At 62.9% G+C, this 15,546-nt stretch carries 20 protein-coding genes; 8 read left to right on the forward strand and 12 right to left on the reverse strand.

Annotated features, from left to right (window positions below; translation table 11 throughout):
* Nucleotides 1-7: 7 nt before the first annotated feature.
* The 5 genes from FJ954_RS14015 to FJ954_RS14035 all read right to left on the reverse strand — a co-directional run bounded on the left by FJ954_RS14015 (nt 8) and on the right by FJ954_RS14035 (nt 4,116).
* Entirely contained in the window at nt 8-997 is a 990-nt protein-coding gene (locus FJ954_RS14015) for an MDR family oxidoreductase (RefSeq protein ID WP_140661702.1), read from the reverse strand.
* Nucleotides 998-1,050: 53 nt separating this feature from the next.
* Nucleotides 1,051-1,548 carry a signal peptidase II gene (gene lspA, locus FJ954_RS14020; protein WP_140661703.1) on the reverse strand — a complete coding sequence of 166 codons (498 nt, stop codon included), beginning with the start codon at nt 1,546-1,548 and terminating at the stop codon, nt 1,051-1,053.
* A 13-nt stretch (nt 1,549-1,561) separates the two neighbouring features.
* Nucleotides 1,562-2,419, reverse strand: a complete 858-nt coding sequence (locus FJ954_RS14025) for an RNA methyltransferase (RefSeq protein ID WP_015315708.1) — start codon at nt 2,417-2,419, stop codon at nt 1,562-1,564.
* A 1-nt stretch (nt 2,420) separates the two neighbouring features.
* On the reverse strand, nt 2,421-3,503 hold the full coding sequence (locus FJ954_RS14030) for a class I SAM-dependent rRNA methyltransferase (protein ID WP_140661704.1): 1,083 nt from the start codon (nt 3,501-3,503) through the stop codon (nt 2,421-2,423).
* A 124-nt stretch (nt 3,504-3,627) separates the two neighbouring features.
* Nucleotides 3,628-4,116 carry a DUF1772 domain-containing protein gene (locus FJ954_RS14035; protein ID WP_140661705.1) on the reverse strand — a complete coding sequence of 163 codons (489 nt, stop codon included), beginning with the start codon at nt 4,114-4,116 and terminating at the stop codon, nt 3,628-3,630.
* A gap of 149 nt (nt 4,117-4,265) precedes the next feature.
* On the opposite strand from FJ954_RS14035, the gene FJ954_RS14040 reads away from it, so the two are divergent.
* Nucleotides 4,266-4,703: an EVE domain-containing protein gene (locus FJ954_RS14040; protein ID WP_140661706.1), complete on the forward strand. Its 438-nt coding sequence runs from the start codon at nt 4,266-4,268 to the stop codon at nt 4,701-4,703.
* Here FJ954_RS14040 and FJ954_RS14045 read toward each other — a convergent pair.
* From FJ954_RS14045 to sppA, 4 genes are all read right to left on the reverse strand, one after another.
* On the reverse strand, nt 4,693-5,658 hold the full coding sequence (locus tag FJ954_RS14045; protein ID WP_140661707.1) for an ornithine cyclodeaminase family protein: 966 nt from the start codon (nt 5,656-5,658) through the stop codon (nt 4,693-4,695). The two genes, FJ954_RS14040 and FJ954_RS14045, sit on opposite strands and share 11 nt — an antisense overlap.
* Nucleotides 5,659-5,695: 37 nt before the next feature.
* Nucleotides 5,696-6,052 carry a hypothetical protein gene (locus FJ954_RS14050; RefSeq protein WP_015315713.1) on the reverse strand — a complete coding sequence of 119 codons (357 nt, stop codon included), beginning with the start codon at nt 6,050-6,052 and terminating at the stop codon, nt 5,696-5,698.
* A 50-nt stretch (nt 6,053-6,102) separates the two neighbouring features.
* Nucleotides 6,103-6,387 carry an integration host factor subunit beta gene (locus tag FJ954_RS14055; protein ID WP_006200394.1) on the reverse strand — a complete coding sequence of 95 codons (285 nt, stop codon included), beginning with the start codon at nt 6,385-6,387 and terminating at the stop codon, nt 6,103-6,105.
* Between the two features lie 79 nt (nt 6,388-6,466).
* Nucleotides 6,467-7,423, reverse strand: coding sequence for a signal peptide peptidase SppA (gene sppA / locus FJ954_RS14060; protein WP_140661708.1), 957 nt, complete (start codon nt 7,421-7,423; stop codon nt 6,467-6,469).
* A 353-nt stretch (nt 7,424-7,776) separates the two neighbouring features.
* Here sppA and lptC point away from each other — a divergent pair, with 353 nt between their 5' ends.
* The 6 genes from lptC to ptsN all read left to right on the forward strand — a co-directional run bounded on the left by lptC (nt 7,777) and on the right by ptsN (nt 12,977).
* Entirely contained in the window at nt 7,777-8,490 is a 714-nt protein-coding gene (gene lptC, locus FJ954_RS14065) for an LPS export ABC transporter periplasmic protein LptC (RefSeq protein WP_140661709.1), read from the forward strand.
* Complete coding sequence (locus tag FJ954_RS14070; protein WP_015315716.1) at nt 8,477-9,070, forward strand: LptA/OstA family protein; 594 nt, start codon at nt 8,477-8,479, stop codon at nt 9,068-9,070. The genes lptC and FJ954_RS14070 overlap by 14 nt, the downstream gene beginning before the upstream one ends.
* Nucleotides 9,070-9,882 (forward strand): LPS export ABC transporter ATP-binding protein, encoded by an 813-nt coding sequence (gene lptB / locus FJ954_RS14075; protein ID WP_015315717.1) that lies wholly within the window; start codon nt 9,070-9,072, stop codon nt 9,880-9,882. The genes FJ954_RS14070 and lptB overlap by 1 nt, the downstream gene beginning before the upstream one ends.
* A gap of 200 nt (nt 9,883-10,082) precedes the next feature.
* A complete protein-coding gene (gene rpoN / locus FJ954_RS14080; RefSeq protein ID WP_140661710.1) occupies nt 10,083-11,606 on the forward strand; it encodes an RNA polymerase factor sigma-54 in 1,524 nt (507 codons plus the stop codon).
* Nucleotides 11,607-11,870: 264 nt separating this feature from the next.
* Nucleotides 11,871-12,455 (forward strand): ribosome-associated translation inhibitor RaiA, encoded by a 585-nt coding sequence (raiA, locus tag FJ954_RS14085; protein ID WP_015315719.1) that lies wholly within the window; start codon nt 11,871-11,873, stop codon nt 12,453-12,455.
* Nucleotides 12,456-12,512: 57 nt separating this feature from the next.
* Entirely contained in the window at nt 12,513-12,977 is a 465-nt protein-coding gene (gene ptsN, locus FJ954_RS14090) for a PTS IIA-like nitrogen regulatory protein PtsN (RefSeq protein ID WP_015315720.1), read from the forward strand.
* A gap of 71 nt (nt 12,978-13,048) precedes the next feature.
* Here ptsN and FJ954_RS14095 read toward each other — a convergent pair whose 3' ends face one another.
* Complete coding sequence (locus FJ954_RS14095) at nt 13,049-13,306, reverse strand: DUF1150 family protein (protein WP_015315721.1); 258 nt, start codon at nt 13,304-13,306, stop codon at nt 13,049-13,051.
* Between the two features lie 64 nt (nt 13,307-13,370).
* Nucleotides 13,371-13,796 carry an Hsp20 family protein gene (locus FJ954_RS14100; RefSeq protein WP_013893014.1) on the reverse strand — a complete coding sequence of 142 codons (426 nt, stop codon included), beginning with the start codon at nt 13,794-13,796 and terminating at the stop codon, nt 13,371-13,373.
* 332 nt (nt 13,797-14,128) lie between these two features.
* Between FJ954_RS14100 and FJ954_RS14105 the strand changes: the two genes are divergently transcribed.
* Nucleotides 14,129-15,073 (forward strand): nucleoside hydrolase, encoded by a 945-nt coding sequence (locus tag FJ954_RS14105; RefSeq protein ID WP_015315722.1) that lies wholly within the window; start codon nt 14,129-14,131, stop codon nt 15,071-15,073.
* Between the two features lie 45 nt (nt 15,074-15,118).
* Here the strand turns inward: FJ954_RS14105 and FJ954_RS14110 are convergent, their stop codons facing one another.
* Nucleotides 15,119-15,526, reverse strand: coding sequence for a hypothetical protein (locus FJ954_RS14110; protein WP_181173958.1), 408 nt, complete (start codon nt 15,524-15,526; stop codon nt 15,119-15,121).
* Between the last annotated feature and the right edge of the window lie 20 nt (nt 15,527-15,546).

A 15,546-nucleotide genomic window follows, 5' to 3' on the forward strand; every position in this document is an offset into this window, starting at 1 on the left:
AACCGGGTCACATGTCGACGACGACGCGGCCACGGATCTTGCCGTTGACGATGTCGTGTGCCGCACCGATGATGCCGTCGAAGCCGATGGTCGTGGACAGGCTGGCGAGCTTGTCCACATCGAGATCGGAGCCGATGCGCCGCCAGGCCTCGAGGCGCACGGCTTTCGGCGCCATCACCGAATCGATGCCGAGCAGGGAGACGCCGCGCAGGATGAAGGGGGCGACACTCGACGGAAGATCCATGCCGCCGGCCAGGCCGCAGGCCGCGACCGCGCCGCCATAGGAGGTCATCGACAGCACATTGGCCAGCGTGTGGCTGCCGACCGAATCGATGCCGCCGGCCCAGCGCTCCTTGGCCAACGGCTTGGCGGGCTGGTTGAGCTCGTCGCGCGATATCACCTCGGCGGCGCCGAGGTTGATCAGATAGGGGCTTTCGGCATTGCGGCCGGTCGACGCGATGACATGGTAGCCGAGGCTGGACAGGATCGAGACCGCGACCGAACCGACGCCGCCCGCAGCACCCGTCACCACGACAGGTCCGCGCTCAGGCAGGATGCCGTGCCGCTCCAGCGCCATGACGCAGAGCATGGCCGTGTAGCCGGCGGTGCCGACCGCCATGGCATCATGCGCGCTCATGCCCTCCGGCAGGGGCACCAGCCAGTCGCCCTTGACGCGGGCGCGCCCGGCATAGGCGCCGAAATGGGTTTCGCCAACGCCCCAGCCGTTCAGGATGACCTTGTCGCCCTTGCGCCAGTCGGGATTGGAAGAGGAGATGACGGTGCCGGCAAGGTCGATGCCCGGCACCAGTGGCCATCGACGGATCACCGGCGCCTTGCCCGATATCGCCAGTCCATCCTTGTAGTTCACCGTCGTCGCCTCGACCGCGATGGTGACGTCGCCCTCCATCAGATCGGCGTCGGTGAGATCGGTCACGGCGACCGACTGTTTTTTCTCGGCATCGCGCGAAACGAGGATGGCTTTGAAGGTTTCGGTCATCTTGTTCTCCGCGAACTTGCTTGGCGTGACTGTGCGGCGATGGCCGCGCGGGGTCAATCCTTGGAAGGCTTGACGTTCGGAGGCGTGGGTTCACGCCGCCAGCCGATGAGTTCGTCGAAGACGACCAGGGCCGCGCCCACCGAAATGAAGGCGTCGGCAAGGTTGAACACGGCGAAGGACCAGACCGGCGTGTGGAACAGGATGTAATCGATGACGTGGCTATAGACGGCGCGGTCGATCAGATTGCCCAGCGCGCCGCCGATGATCAGGGCAAAGCCGGTGCGGGCGATGACATGGCCCGATGGCGTGCGCGTGGCGAGGTAAAGCACGAAAGCGACGACCAGCACCGCGATGACAACCAGGCCGATGTCACCGAAGGAGGAGAACATCGAGAAGGCGATGCCGGTGTTGTAGGTGCGAAACAGCGCCAGGAAGGGCAGGAGGTCGAGCTTTTCCTGGAAGGGCAGTCCGGCTTCGACCAGTGTCTTTATCCACTGGTCGAGCGCAATGGCCACGATGACGAGCAGCGCGTAGGGAGACCATGATTTCACGATTGGGCAACCCTCATTGCTGGTCCGAAATTGGTTCGAGCTTCAGCGCGCCGCGCCGGATCTCGAACAGCATGATGCCGGTGGCGACCGCGAGATTGAGCGAATCGGCACGGCCCGCCTGCGGAATCCTGAGCAGCCTGTCGCAGCTTGCCGCCAGGCTTTCGGGCAGGCCCTGCTGCTCATTGCCCATCATCAGCAGCACCGGCCCGCGGGAAAAATCGACCGAGCGGTAGTCGACCGCGCCTTTCAGATGCGTGCCGGCAACCAGCCCTGAAAAGCCGCCGCGCCAGGCAAGGAATGCCTCCGTCGTTGCCTTGGCCACCGGTATGGCGAAGATCGACCCCATGGTGGCGCGCACCGTTTCCACCGAAAACGGATCGGTGGTGTCGCCGACCAGGATGACGCCCTTGGCGCCGACGGCATCGACGGTGCGGATGACGGTGCCGAGATTGCCGGGATCGCGCACCCGGTCGAGCGCCACCCAGACATCGCCATTGTCGGCACGGATGTCCTTCAGGGCCAGGAATTTCTGCGAGAAGACGCCGACCACCATTTGCGGATTGTCGCGGCGGGTGATGGCGACAAGCACCTTTTCCGATACTTCGAGCACGGTGCCCCCGGCGGCGACCGTGCGTGCCGCGACCTTTTCCACGGCCGCGTTGCCGCGTCCTGCCTTGGCGAAAACCAACGTCCTGATCTGCCAGCCCAAGTCGAGCGCATCGATGACCAGCTTCAGCCCCTCGGCCATGAAGGCGTTCTGCTGGTCGCGGAATTTCTTCAAGGCAAGTGCCTTGATGTCCTTGACCAGCGGATTGGCAAGGCTGGTGACTTCCTTCACCTGACCGGGCGCGCCGGCATGCCGTTCGTTCATGTCAGGCCACCCAGCGCGAAAACAGTGACGTCGAAAGCGCCCGGCCGGCGGACTTTTCACGGATGATCAGCTCACCCGATTCAACCTTGCCGCCCATGCCGGCGAACGTGTCGCGCACCAGAGCGTGGATGGCGAAGAAGGAGGCACGGATCGAATAGGCGGTCAGCACCACGGCAAGCGGTCTTGGGGTCAGGATCGAGCGACAGAGGTCCGTCAGATCGGGAAGATCTTCGAACAATTGCCAGACCTCGCCCTTGGGGCCGCGGCCATAGGCCGGCGGATCGAACAGGATGATGTCGTAGCGGCTGCCGCGACGCTCCTCGCGCTCGGCGAACTTGACCGCGTCGTCGACGATCCAGCGGATCGGCTTGCCGCCAAGTCCGGATATCTCCTGGTTTTCGCGAGCCCAGCCGATCGCCTTCTTCGAGGCGTCGACATGGGTGACCTCAGCGCCGGCGCGCGCCGCCACCAGCGAGGCAAGGCCGGTATAGCCGAACAGGTTGAGTACCTTGACCGGCCGCCTGGCGGCCGCGATCAGCCCGGCCATATGGTCCCAGTGCGAGGCCTGCTCGGGAAAGACGCCGACATGGCGAAACGAGGTGAAGCGGCCGAGATAGTCGATGCCGTCATGCTTCATCGGCCAGGTTTCGCCGAGCGGCGTCCTGGGAAAACGCCAGCGGCCGATGCCTTCCTCGTCGATGTCGCCGGTGAAGATCGCGTCGGCACGCTCCCAGTCCCTGGCCGGCAGAGCCTTCTGCCAGATCGCCTGGCCCTCGGGCCGCACGATGCGGTAGGGTCCATATTGTTCAAGCTTTTGTCCAGCGCCGCTGTCGAGCAGCGCGTAATCCGCGTTGGGTGCCACTTCGAGGATTACCGGAAGTTGCTCAGCGGGCAGGACGCCGTCGCGACGGGCAAGGTTGCGGGGCGTGGATTTCGGTGCGGGCTGGTCCGGCTTCAGGTCTTGCCGCGGCCTGACCTCCGGCCTGGCCACGCCGCGACCTTCCGGTGGACGCGATTGCGCGGCTTCGCCTTTACCCGGCTGGTGCGGGCGGCCGTCGCGGCGTTTGTCGCGAAAAGACTTCAAGAGACAGCTTCTCCGGCGGTTCGGCCCGCTTCTGCCACAGCTATGCCCATCGGCGCAACAAACCCGCGCGACATTGCGACTGCGCGATTGGGGCGATTGGGGCAATTGCGCGATTGCGGATGGCTTAGCCGCCACGCCCGATCGAAAGCAGTGCGACAACCAGCGAAACGAAGCCGGCAGCCTTGGCCGCCGTGACGGCCATGTGGCCGGTTTCCCAGCGCAGCCGTATGGCGTCGAAATTGTCTGGAATCGGCCCTGGCACCCAGGTGGCGAGAACTTTATTGGCCGGTTTGACGAGAACGAACCAAAGTACGAGGGATAGCGCATAGAGCAAGGTGGCGGCGAGTGCGAACCAGAACGCCGACCGATCCTGGCGCAGCAGCCACGCCAGCAGTCCCGGGCAGATGATTGCCGCGACATCCAGCGGCGCGCCAATGATTGCGAAGAGCAGGAACTGGCCGTTGAAAACGGTGGCCTCGCGCCAAAGCGCCGGGGACCATCGGGTGAGCCGGGGCACCGATTCCAGGACATGGGCGAAGGACGGCCCGAGGCTGAGCGCAGCGATCATGGTGGCCAAGACAGACCAGAACAGCAGGAAGCCATATAGTCGCATGACGCAACAACGGTTCCGGGCCGAAGCCGTTCCGAACGGCCGCACTTGCCATTGCCGCGGCCCCAGCCCTATCGTTTGGCGCTCCGGCACTGCGGGCCGATTAGCGGGCAAGCGTTGGCCGACGGACAACTGGCCAATTAGGAACAGAAATGAGCGCGTATTGGATCGCCGTGGCGTCGGCCGAACATGTCCGGCGCGGCCGCAAGGGCGGCTTCATGCAGGTCAACCATGGCAAGGCGGCACCGCTGCGCCGCGTCAGGCCCGGTGATGGCATCGTCTATTATTCGCCGACCAGGGTTTTGGTGGAGAAAGACGGTCTGCAGGCGTTCACGGCGATCGGCATGGTGCGGGAAGGAGAGCCCTATCAAGGCGACATGGGCGGCGGCTTCACGCCGTTCCGTCGCGATGTCAACTGGGCGCAGGCACAGGAAACGCCGATCAAGCCATTGCTTGAGAGGCTGGAGTTCACCTCAGGCAAATCGAACTGGGGTTACCCGTTGCGCTTTGGCTTGTTCCCGATCAGCGTGGCCGATTTCGCTTTGATCGCGCAGACGATGGGCGCCAAACTCGCTTTGACTAGCCCCTGAGCGCCTTGTAGACGGCAATGCCGGCGGCCAAGTCCTCCAGCGCGGCACCGACCGACTTGAACAGCGTAATCTCGTCCGGGCTGCCGCGACCTTCCTTTTGGCCGTGCGCCAGTTCGTGCAGGTCGGCGACGATGGCTTGTGGTTTTAGCACGCCTGAGGCCAGTGGCTGGACGATGTCGCCGGCTTCCTTAGTGGCGCCGGCACGGGTGTCGACATAGACGCGGGCGCGCATGATCGCGTCGTCATCGCTTTCGCGCATCGCAGGCGTAAAGCCGCCGACCAGGTCGACATGGGTTCCGGGCCGCAGCAACGTGCCCTTGATCAGAGGCGTGGTGGTGATTGTCGCCGAGGAGACGATGTCGGCCTGGCCAAGCTCGGCATCGAGATCGGTCGCGACGCTGGCCGCGAAGCCCTCGGCGCGCAGATCGGCCGCGACTTTCTCGGCGTTGGCCGGGGTGCGGTTCCAGATGCGGATGGTCTTGATTGGCCGCACGGCGCTGTGCGCCTTGGCCAGGAAGGGCGACAGCGCGCCGGCGCCGACCACGAGCAGCCGCGAGGCATCGTCGCGGGCGAGATAGGACGCCGCGAGGGCCGAGGCGCACGCCGTGCGCCACTGCGTCAGCCGCTGGCCGTCGATCAGGGCTTCCGGCTCGCCGGTGCTGCCATCGAGCAGGAGATAGAGCCCCATCACGGCGGGCTTGCCGACGGCGTTGTTGTCGGGCGAGACGGTGACGATCTTGACGCCGATATGGCCGCCGGCGGAACGGCCCGCGGCGTGAAAATCGGTCCATGCGGGCATCAGCAGCAAGGTCGACGCCGCGCCGTCAGGCCTTTCGACCGTGTGATGATGCCTGACCGGCTGCACCGCGCCCTCGCGAAATGCCGTGCGCAATGTCTCGACCAGTCCAGGAAAGGTCAGCGCACGATCGACCTCAGCGGCCGAAATGGTCAGCATGAAAAGCTCCGTGAAAAGAAACGCGCCGACCTGCGGCTCAATTGGTCGGCTTCGGCAACGCCGACCCTTGGGCCGGTGCTTGGGCTGATGCCTGCGGCACCGAGGGCGTGCGGCTGACTGCCTGGCGCAGGTTTTCGGCCTCGACACCGCGCTGGCGAGCCAGTTTGCGGTAGTGGCCCTGCTTCACCCATGTCGCCAGGCTGCCGACGACCATGCCGATGGCGAGCGCCAAGAACAGGAAGATGAACAGCGGCAAGGTGAGTGTCAGCTTCGGATTTCCGGGATTGAAGGGGTCCAGCGTGAAGGCGACGAGTTCGCGGTTGGCGACGGCCAAAGCGATCAGGATGATCGCCAGGGGTACGAAGACCACGATGAGCATGAAGCGATTGAGCATGATGTTTTCCGTCGCAAGCGGGCCGATAAGGCCGTCCGGCGCTGACGCGCCTACTTGCCGCCGTTCAGCCTTTCACGCAACTCCTTGCCGGTCTTGAAGAACGGCACCCATTTCTCCTCGACCTCGACGGATTCGCCGGTGCGCGGGTTGCGGCCGGTGCGGGCAGGTCGGTTCTTCACCGAAAAAGCGCCGAAACCGCGCAATTCGACCCGGTTGCCCTCGGCAAGCGCGTCGGTGATTTCATCGAAGATCGCGCCGACGATGTTTTCGACGTCGCGCAGGAAAAGATGCGGATTGCGCGTGGCAATAATCTGCACAAGCTCGGACTTGATCATCAGACGGGTCCCCGTGAAAGCAGTTCGGCCAAAATTATCAGGATGATTTTATTTGCTTTTTTAGCTGTCCCAACGCGTCTCAAGGGTGCCAGACGGAAACGAGACCGTCAAGAAACAAGCGGTCGGCGCCAAGTTCATGGATCACGTCGCCGCCGGAGTCCGGCAGGCCGAGCGCGCCGGCGATCGTGCGTGCCAGTGCCTTCGAGAACAGGAAACCGCCGCGCCGTTCCGTGTCCTTCCACTCGACCACCTTGAGCTTGGCATCGACACCCTTGGTCGCCAGCCAGTCGATCGCCACGGACTCGCCGCCGACGGCGTCGATCAGCCCGTTGGCAACACCCTGGCGGCCAGTGAAGATCGAACCGTCGGCCAGCGCCAGCGCCTGTTCGTGGGTCATCTTGCGACGTTCGGCGACGATGCCGACGAACCAGTCGTAGCTGTCCAGAATGAGCTTGCGGACCATGGCGCGCTCGTCGTCATTGGTCGGCTTGAAGGGCGAGGGTGAGGCTTTCAGCGGCGAGGACTTGACCTCCTCCAGCTTGACGCCGAGCTTGTCCATCAGGCCGCTTACGTCGGGATACTGGATCAGCACCCCGATCGAGCCGACGATCGAGGTCTTGCGGGCGACAATATGGTCGGCGGCACTGGCGATCATGTAACCCGCCGACGCGGCGAGCGTGCCGACCTCGGCCACGACAGGCTTGTCGGCGGCCAGCTTGCGCACCTCCTCGTAGATCGATTCCCCGCCGACGGTGGTGCCGCCAGGAGAATCGACCACAAGGATCACGCCTTTTACTTTCGGCGACTGGCGGATAGCCTCCAGCCGCTTGATCAGTTCGTCGTCCTCGGTGATGGTGCCTTCGATCCTGACCTTGGCGATGTGGTCGACGGCGGAGCCGCCGAAATCGTCGCCATAGAACCAGGCCGACACCGCAATCACCCCGAGCGCCACGATGCCGAAGGCCGCGACACGCCAGAAAGTCAGCTTGCGCCGCAAGCGGCGGCGGTCGATCAGGTCGTCGGCTCTCAATGCCATCGTCAGCCTCACAGTCATCGGGAAGAGACGCTTTTAGACCATGATGTCTTGATCGGGAAGCAGTTCCGTCCCGCACATGGCGCGGCAATCCGCGCGCGGCGGTCCGTGTTGTCTGTTTTGTGACTGGCCTGTGCGGGCGACGCAAGATAAGTGGGAAGAACTTCGGTGGTGAAAAAAGACGCAAGGGCGTCTATTTCTGTTATGAAGCACTGGCTGTTGCGCTGACCCGGGTTTCGTTTGTGCACGGCAGCTGTCACATTTTTGCGGTTTTCGTCGGCTTGTGCTTGCGCGAGGGCGCTGGCGTCCCACCTATAGGCGGTGCTCCCGGGGCAGGGTTTTAGAAGAAAGCAGTCATGTTAGCGCGACCGAATGAACCGACCAGCCCGGAGACGGAGTTGGCTCCCCCGGCGGATGACTGGACGCGGGGCGAAGCTTTCGACCGCGCCCAGCGTCATTCACGCCGCGTGCGCGTGCTCAAATTCGCCGTGCCCTTGGCCGCGGCATTGATCGCCGTCGCCTTCCCAGTCTATTCCTACCTCGCCGCGCCCGTTTCCGTCGCGGTGCAGGCCGAAGGCACCGCCTTCTCGAACGGTAAGCTGGTGATGGCCAATCCCAAACTCAATGGTTTCACCAAGCAGAAGCAGCCCTATTCGATGACGGCGCTGCGCGCCATCCAAGATGTGAGCACGCAAGGCATCATCGAACTCGAAGGCATCGACGCCAAGGTGCCGATCGCCCCCGACAATGTCGCGGCGATTAAAGCCTCGCGCGGTACCTACGATCGCGACGGCAATACGATGAAGCTGAACAGCGACGTCACCATCAGCACGACCGACGGCATGCAGGCCAAGTTCAAATCCGTCTTCCTCGACATGGGCAAAGGCACTATGAAGACGGATGATCCCGTCGATGTCAGCCGTGGCGGGTCGCAGATCAGGGCGGATTCGATGTCGGTCCAGGACAATGGCAAGATCCTGGTGTTCGAGAACAAGGTTCGTGTCAACATCGATCCCGCCGTTCTGAAGGCGGCTGAGGCAAAGGGCGAAGAAGCGAATGTGGCTCAATAATTCGACACGGCTTGCGGCCGCAACTTCGGCGCTGTTCCTGCTCAGCCTGGCGCCGTCGCTGGCGCAGTCGGGAGCGGCCAGCCAGGTGTCGGGTCTCAAACTGGCCGGCGACAAGCCGATCCAGATCGAAAGCGACAAGCTGGAAGTCCACCAGGCCGACAGCGTCGCGATCTTCACCGGCAATGTCACCGTCGTCCAGGGGCCGACGCTGATGAAGGCCGGCAAGATGATGGTCTACTACGTCAAGGACCCCAATGCGGGCGCCAAGGGCGCCGAAGCCGCCGGGGCGGCAGCCATGACCGGCTCGGCCAACATCGATCACCTGGAGATCTCCGACAAGGTCTACATCAAGTCGGATCAGCAGGTCGCGACCGGCGATCAGGGCAGTTTCGACATGAAGAGCCAGGTGCTGGTGCTTTCGGGCAAAAAGGTCGTCCTTTCGCAAAACGACAATGTGCTGGTCGGCTGCAAGCTCACCGTGCAGATGAAAACCGGGCTGGCCCAGGTCGATCCATGTGCTGGGCAGCGTGTGCAGATGTCGATCACGCCGCCGCCGAAATCGGGAGCGACGAACCCCTGATGGTCAGCCTGTCGTCGCTGACGGCACGTCTTCCGGGACGGGCCGCAGGTAAGCTTTCGGCGCCGGCCACGGTCGACAAGGCGAAGTTCAAGGGAACCTTGATCGCCAAGGGTCTGACCAAGAGCTACAAGGGCCGCAAGGTCGTCAGCGGCGTCACGCTGGGCGTGCGCGCAGGCGAGGCCGTCGGGCTGCTCGGCCCCAACGGCGCCGGCAAGACGACCTGTTTCTACATGGTCACCGGCCTGGTGCCGGTGGATGAAGGCACGATCGAGATCGACGGCTTCGACGTCACCTCGATGCCGATGTATCGTCGCGCGCGCCTCGGCATCGGCTATCTGCCTCAGGAGGCCTCGATCTTTCGCGGGCTCAATGTCGAGCAGAACATCCGCGCCGTGCTCGAAGTGGTCGAAAAGGATCGCAAGGTCCGCGAGCGCAACCTCGACGAACTGCTTGAGGAATTTCACATCAGCCATCTGCGCAAGGCGCCATCCATGTCGCTCTCGGGCGGCGAAAGGCGGCGCCTGGAAATCGCGCGCGCGCTGGCGACGCGCCCGGCCTACATGCTGCTCGACGAGCCCTTCGCCGGCATCGATCCGATCGCCGTCGCCGATATCCAGCAATTGGTGCGTCACCTGACGGCGCGCGGCATCGGGGTCCTCATCACCGACCACAATGTGCGTGAGACGCTCGGCCTGATCGACCGCGCCTACATCATCCACGCCGGCCAGGTGCTCACTCATGGCCGCGCCGACGAAGTGGTGGCAAATCCCGACGTGCGGCGGCTTTATCTCGGCGAGGGTTTTACGCTCTGAGCGTGAAATTTGTTTTCTGATACGATTTTTTGCGCGCCGGCGACCTGTTTTCCGCGATTTTGCTCCGGGATAACGCTCCGGTAAGCGGGTTTTGCTAGGCTTTGCCTTGACAAGCAAAAGCCGGGCCAGTTTCTATGGCCGGCCGTGAAATTGATTTCCGGAAGTTGGGGACGCGTAGAGGAGGCGTTTGAAACCGAACCATGGCATTGGCGGCCAAACTACAGCTCCGACAGTCGCAGTCGCTGGTGATGACGCCGCAGCTGATGCAGTCGATTCGGCTGCTGCAGTTCACCCATACCGAGTTAGAGCACTTCATCGACGAGGAGATCGAGCGCAACCCGCTTCTGGAGCGCGCCGAGCCGCAGGATGATGCCGCGAGCGACCAGGCGCAGAAGCTCGACGTAGAGCCGCAAGCGGCCGCCGATGGCGACTGGTTCGAGAACGAGGCGGGATGGAGTGCCGAAGCCATCTCGGAAAAGCTCGATACGTCCCTGGAAAACCTGTTTCCCGACGATCCCGGCACCAGCGAGCGGTTGGGCCCCGACCTGACGGCGCAATGGAAATCGGCTTCGGGCAGTGGAGGCTCCTCGTCCGAGGGGCTCGACGCCGGCGACATGGCTGCGAGCGGGATCACGCTGCGCGACCATGTCGGCGAGCAAGTCGCGCTCGCCTTCATCGATCCCGTCGCGCGGCTGATCGCCGGAGAACTTGCCGATGGGCTGGACGAAACCGGCTATGTCAGGGCCGATCTGGCGGAGATCGCCACGCGGCTTGGCACTGACGAGGTGGCGGTGGGCAAGGTGCTGGCCGTGTGCCAGACCTTCGAGCCGGCCGGCCTGTTTGCCCGCGACCTCGCGGAATGCCTTACGCTGCAGCTTGCCGTGCGTGACCGTCTCGATCCGGCCATGAAGGCCCTGGTCGCCAATCTCGAACTGCTGGCGCGCCGCGATTTCCAGACGCTGAAGCGGCTCTGCGGCGTCGACGAGGAGGATTTGCTGGACATGCTGGCCGAAATCCGGGCGCTCGACCCGCGGCCGGGCATGGCGTTTTCTGGCGGCGCCAGCGATGCGATCGTCGCCGATGTCGAGGTGCGGGCGGCCAATGACGGCAGCTGGACCGTCGAACTCAATGCCGAAACGCTGCCGCGCGTGCTCGTCGACCACATCTATTTCGCCCAGGTGTCGCCGCACGCGAAGAACCAGGCGGAAAAGGATTTCCTGGCCGAGTGCCTGCAGAACGCCAACTGGCTGACACGGAGCCTCGACCAGCGGGCCAAGACGATCCTCAAAGTGGCCTCGGAAATCGTGCGCCAGCAGGACGCCTTCCTGGTCCATGGCGTGCGCCAGCTGAAGCCACTCAACCTGCGCACGGTGGCAGACGCCATCGGCATGCACGAATCGACGGTCAGCCGGGTGACCGCCAACAAATACATGCTCACCCCGCGCGGCGTGTTCGAGCTGCGCTATTTCTTCACGGCCTCGATCGCGGCATCGGGTGGTGGCGATGCGCATTCCTCGGAAGCGGTGCGTGATCGCATCAAGCAAATGATCGACGAGGAGAAGCCCGTCGATGTGCTGTCGGACGATGCTATTGTCGACATGCTCAGGGAAAGCGGCGTCGATATCGCCCGGCGCACGGTCGCCAAGTACCGGGAAGGCATGAATATTCCCTCCTCGGTACAGCGCCGGCGCGAGAAACGGGCGCTCGCCAGCGCCGGCCGCTAGGCGTTCACGATTTCCACAGCTTTCAAGTTTCATTGACAAGCCACGGTGAAGTGGCTAGAAGCCCGCCCGCATGAGACGGGCTCGATGCCCGCTAGCGGATGGTCCGTCACGACAATGACCCGGGACGGTCAAGAAGGCGGCTTGTGATCAACCGGAAAGTTCGGATTTAAATCGGCGCGAGTGACGCCGCAAAGCTTGTGCGCACGGATCACGAGTATAAACTCGGGCCAGTTTGAAGCCTGAGCAAGGAAGGTCAGTTTTCAGATGAATCTGCGCATTTCGGGAAAGCACATGGATATCGGCGATGCGTTCCGTACACGCATCAACGATCGTGTCGGTGAAGCGATCGGCAAATATTTCGATCGCGGCTTCGCGGGGCATGTCACCGTCATCAAATCGGGCTCGCGCTATTCCGCGGATTGCATGATCCGGCTGGATTCCGGCGCCTCGCTGCAGGCCACCGGCGATGCCCAGGACCCGACACTCGCCTTCGAGGCCGCGGCCGATCGGCTGGAGACCCGGCTTCGGCGATACAAGCGCCGTCTGAAATCGCACAATTCAGGCAATGGCAACGGCGAGTTGACCGACATCGCTTACACGGTGATGGCACCGCTTGCCGATGACGATGAGGAAATCCCGGAGGATTTCGCACCGGCCATCGTCGCCGAATCGACCATGACGCTGAAGACCATGTCGGTGGCCTCGGCGGTCATCGAACTCGATACCAAGGACAGTCCCGTGCTTGTTTTCCGCAATGCCGGAACCGACCATCTCAACATCGTCTATCGCCGGCCCGACGGAAACATCGGCTGGATCGATCCGTCCACGACCAAAGTCGCACAGGGATAAAAGCCAGCCGCACGAGGGGTGGGGACTGGCGCGGCAGGCGAACAAGGATTTTCAAGCATGGATCTGAGCGATCTTATCAGCGTTCCGGCGATTTTGCCGGCGTTGAAGGCGAACTCCAAGAAGCAGCTACTGCAATTGCTGTCCGAGCGGGCAGCGACGATTTCGGGCATTCCGGAACGGGAGGTGTTCGACACCATCCTGCAGCGCGAGCGCCTGGGCTCGACCGGCGTCGGCAACGGCATCGCCATCCCGCACGGCAAGCTCGCCGGCGTGAAGCGCATCGCCGGCGTTTTCGCCCGGCTGGAGACGCCGGTCGATTTCGAATCGCTGGATGACCAGCCGGTCGATCTGGTGTTCCTGCTGCTGGCGCCCGAAGGGGCGGGTGCCGATCATCTCAAGGCACTGTCGCGCATTGCGCGCGTGCTGCGCGACGCCGACACCGTGGCCAAGGTCAGGGGCACGCGCGACGCCGCGGCGATCCATGCGCTTTTGTCGGATACGCAGGCCTCGCACGCGGCCTGAAGCCATCTTTTTAAATATCGCTCCAAGGGCCGCCATGAGCGGCCCTTTTCAGTTCAGCCAACCAATTGTCTTTAATGAATGGCGACGGTGGTCAGGTCGTTTTCCATGGCGCCGGCCAGCGCGCGGTCACGCGCGTCGGAAAGCAGGATCGGCTGGCCATTGGCCCCAAACAGGGCCCACAGCTCCATGCCGGGCGCGATTTCACCGATGTTGGGGAAGCGGCCGAGCAGTTCGTCGCTCGAGACCTTGCGCAGATAGGCGACAGAGCCTTCGCCGAGATGGGCGAATTCGCCGCTGGTCATGGTGATGGTTTCGTCAGTTCTGGTCATTTCAAGCCTCCTTGGCGCGAGGACGCCGCTCAAGGCCATCCCGCATGAGAGCCATCGGTGAAGATCAGTCTTTCACCGATATGTTTATTTTCCGTACCAGCCGTTCCGACTCCGGCCGATCAAGGTCGATCGACAAAAGGCCGTTCTTCAGCTCCGCCGCGATCACACGCATGCCGTCGGCCAGCACGAAGCAGCGCTGGAACTGGCGTGCGGCAATGCCGCGATGAAGGAATTCGCGCTCGGTATCGTCGGTCTGGCGACCGCGCACGACCAACTGGTTTTCCTCCGTTGTCACATCGAGATCGCTTTCGGCGAACCCGGCGACGGCGAGTGTAATGCGCAGCCTTTCGGCCTTGCCGTCGGCACCGCTCAGGCGCTCGATGTTGTAGGGAGGGTAGCTGTCACCGGACTTCGCCAGACGCTCCAGGGTCTTTTCCATGGCGTCGAAACCCAGGAGAAGCGGGCTGGAGAAAGGCGTCATTCGGCTCATGTTACACTGTCCTCTCAAGAGCGACATAAACTGGAAAAACCCAAATGGCATTTTTCCCGATGGTCTTGATATGGTCCGCCCCGCGACCAAGTTCAAGCCACCAAAAGACCCGCCCAAGGAGACCATGTCGCGGACCCACGGAAATAGCCCAGGATCATCGTGGACTCACAGGAATAATCGACATGGCGCTTGAATCGACGCGCGGATGCAAGGAGAAGCGCGCAGGCCGGAACCGTCCCCCGTCAAGCGGTTCAGCAGCTTTGCAGCCGGTTGGCGTCTTCGGGCGCAGGACCGGCCCGGTGAGCTGATGGCCAGCCAAACAAGGAATTGAAATGCCCCAACCACGCAAGATCATCATCGACACCGATCCCGGCCAGGACGACGCCATCGCCATTCTGCTGGCGCTTGGCAGTCCTGAACTGGAGATCGCCGGCATATCGGCCGTCGCCGGCAACGTGCCGCTGAAGCTCACCGAAAAGAACGCCCGCAAGATCTGCGAACTGGCCGGCCGGCCCGAAATCAAGGTCTACGCCGGCGCCATCCGTCCGTTGGCGCGCGAACTGGTCACGGCCGAGGAGGTCCATGGCAAGACCGGCTTGAACGGACCGGATTTGCCCGAACCGACAATGAAGCTGCAGGACCAGTATGCCGTCGATTTCATCGTCGAGACGCTGATGAAGGAAGAGAGCGGCACCATCACGCTCTGCCCGCTCGGACCGCTCACCAATGTTGCGCTGGCGCTGATCCGAGAGCCCCGGATTGCGCCGCGCATCAAGGAAATCGTGCTGATGGGCGGTGGCTTCTTCGAGGGCGGCAACGTCACGCCCACGGCCGAATTCAACATCTATGTCGATCCGCATGCCGCCGACGTCGTCTTCCGGTCCGGCATCCCGATCGTGATGATGCCGCTCGATGTCACCCACAAGGCGCTGACCACGTCCAAGCGCATCGAGGCGTTCCGCAAGCTCGGCACCAAGGTCGGCATCGCCGCCGCCGAGATGTTGGAATTCTTCGAGCGCTATGACGAAGGCAAATACGGCACGGATGGAGGGCCGCTGCACGACCCCTGCGTCATCGCCTATCTCCTGAAGCCCGACCTGTTCAAAGGCCGCCATTGCAACGTCACCGTGGAAACCGCCTCCGAACTGACCATGGGCATGACCGTGGTCGACTGGTGGGGGGTCACCTCCAGGGAAAAGAACGCCATGGTGATGCGCGACATCGACCATGATGGGTTTTTCGCGCTGCTGGTGGAAAGGCTGGGGCGGCTTAACTGACGTTTGGAATCGCCGACAAGCGCGCGGTGTCACCGGCGCGCGTTGTCACCCATTGAGCAATCGATAGGTGTCGACGCCGCGCTTGTGGTGTTGACGTTCAATAGGAACGAGTGAGCCAACAAGATGCGGTCGCTCGACGTCGTCGTCGATCGAAATCCGCGTGTTGCCGTCATCAAGGCGCACGTCGTAGGTGTAGTATAGATTGTGACCCACCATGGCATACGGGCTGACAGGTTTCACTCTGATGTATTCTACCACGGCCATCACGCGTTGAGTGGTGACGACCGGATTGGCCTGGAGCCCTACAACCGCAATGGATTTCATCAGCGCAAAGGCGCAAAAGAAAGCGGTGCCGATCACTGCGTCGCTGTACTCGTATTGCCAAATAAGCAAGCGATCCCGAAAGGAAACGTTTGATTTGCGCATAGTGAAGAGTTGTGCAGCAGCGTACAATTCTTCAATATGTCTCCGCA

Source organism: Mesorhizobium sp. B2-3-15 (assembly GCF_006442875.1).
Classification (GTDB): Bacteria; Pseudomonadota; Alphaproteobacteria; order Rhizobiales; family Rhizobiaceae; genus Mesorhizobium; species Mesorhizobium australicum.

Bases quoted from the DNA above. Each gene is read 5' to 3' on its own strand.
- FJ954_RS14100 (WP_013893014.1), bottom strand. From the start codon at position 13,796: ATGAGCCGAATGACGCCTTTCTCCAGCCCGCTTCTCCTGGGTTTCGAC.
- FJ954_RS14040 (WP_140661706.1), top strand. From the start codon at position 4,266: ATGAGCGCGTATTGGATCGCCGTGGCGTCGGCCGAACATGTCCGGCGC.
- raiA (WP_015315719.1), top strand. From the start codon at position 11,871: ATGAATCTGCGCATTTCGGGAAAGCACATGGATATCGGCGATGCGTTC.
- FJ954_RS14095 (WP_015315721.1), bottom strand. From the start codon at position 13,306: ATGACCAGAACTGACGAAACCATCACCATGACCAGCGGCGAATTCGCC.
- FJ954_RS14015 (WP_140661702.1), bottom strand. From the start codon at position 997: ATGACCGAAACCTTCAAAGCCATCCTCGTTTCGCGCGATGCCGAGAAA.
- lptC (WP_140661709.1), top strand. From the start codon at position 7,777: ATGTTAGCGCGACCGAATGAACCGACCAGCCCGGAGACGGAGTTGGCT.
- ptsN (WP_015315720.1), top strand. From the start codon at position 12,513: ATGGATCTGAGCGATCTTATCAGCGTTCCGGCGATTTTGCCGGCGTTG.
- FJ954_RS14105 (WP_015315722.1), top strand. From the start codon at position 14,129: ATGCCCCAACCACGCAAGATCATCATCGACACCGATCCCGGCCAGGAC.
- FJ954_RS14025 (WP_015315708.1), bottom strand. From the start codon at position 2,419: ATGAACGAACGGCATGCCGGCGCGCCCGGTCAGGTGAAGGAAGTCACC.
- lptB (WP_015315717.1), top strand. From the start codon at position 9,070: ATGGTCAGCCTGTCGTCGCTGACGGCACGTCTTCCGGGACGGGCCGCA.
- FJ954_RS14050 (WP_015315713.1), bottom strand. From the start codon at position 6,052: ATGCTCAATCGCTTCATGCTCATCGTGGTCTTCGTACCCCTGGCGATC.
- FJ954_RS14070 (WP_015315716.1), top strand. From the start codon at position 8,477: ATGTGGCTCAATAATTCGACACGGCTTGCGGCCGCAACTTCGGCGCTG.
- sppA (WP_140661708.1), bottom strand. From the start codon at position 7,423: ATGGCATTGAGAGCCGACGACCTGATCGACCGCCGCCGCTTGCGGCGC.
- FJ954_RS14055 (WP_006200394.1), bottom strand. From the start codon at position 6,387: ATGATCAAGTCCGAGCTTGTGCAGATTATTGCCACGCGCAATCCGCAT.
- FJ954_RS14045 (WP_140661707.1), bottom strand. From the start codon at position 5,658: ATGCTGACCATTTCGGCCGCTGAGGTCGATCGTGCGCTGACCTTTCCT.
- FJ954_RS14035 (WP_140661705.1), bottom strand. From the start codon at position 4,116: ATGCGACTATATGGCTTCCTGCTGTTCTGGTCTGTCTTGGCCACCATG.
- rpoN (WP_140661710.1), top strand. From the start codon at position 10,083: ATGGCATTGGCGGCCAAACTACAGCTCCGACAGTCGCAGTCGCTGGTG.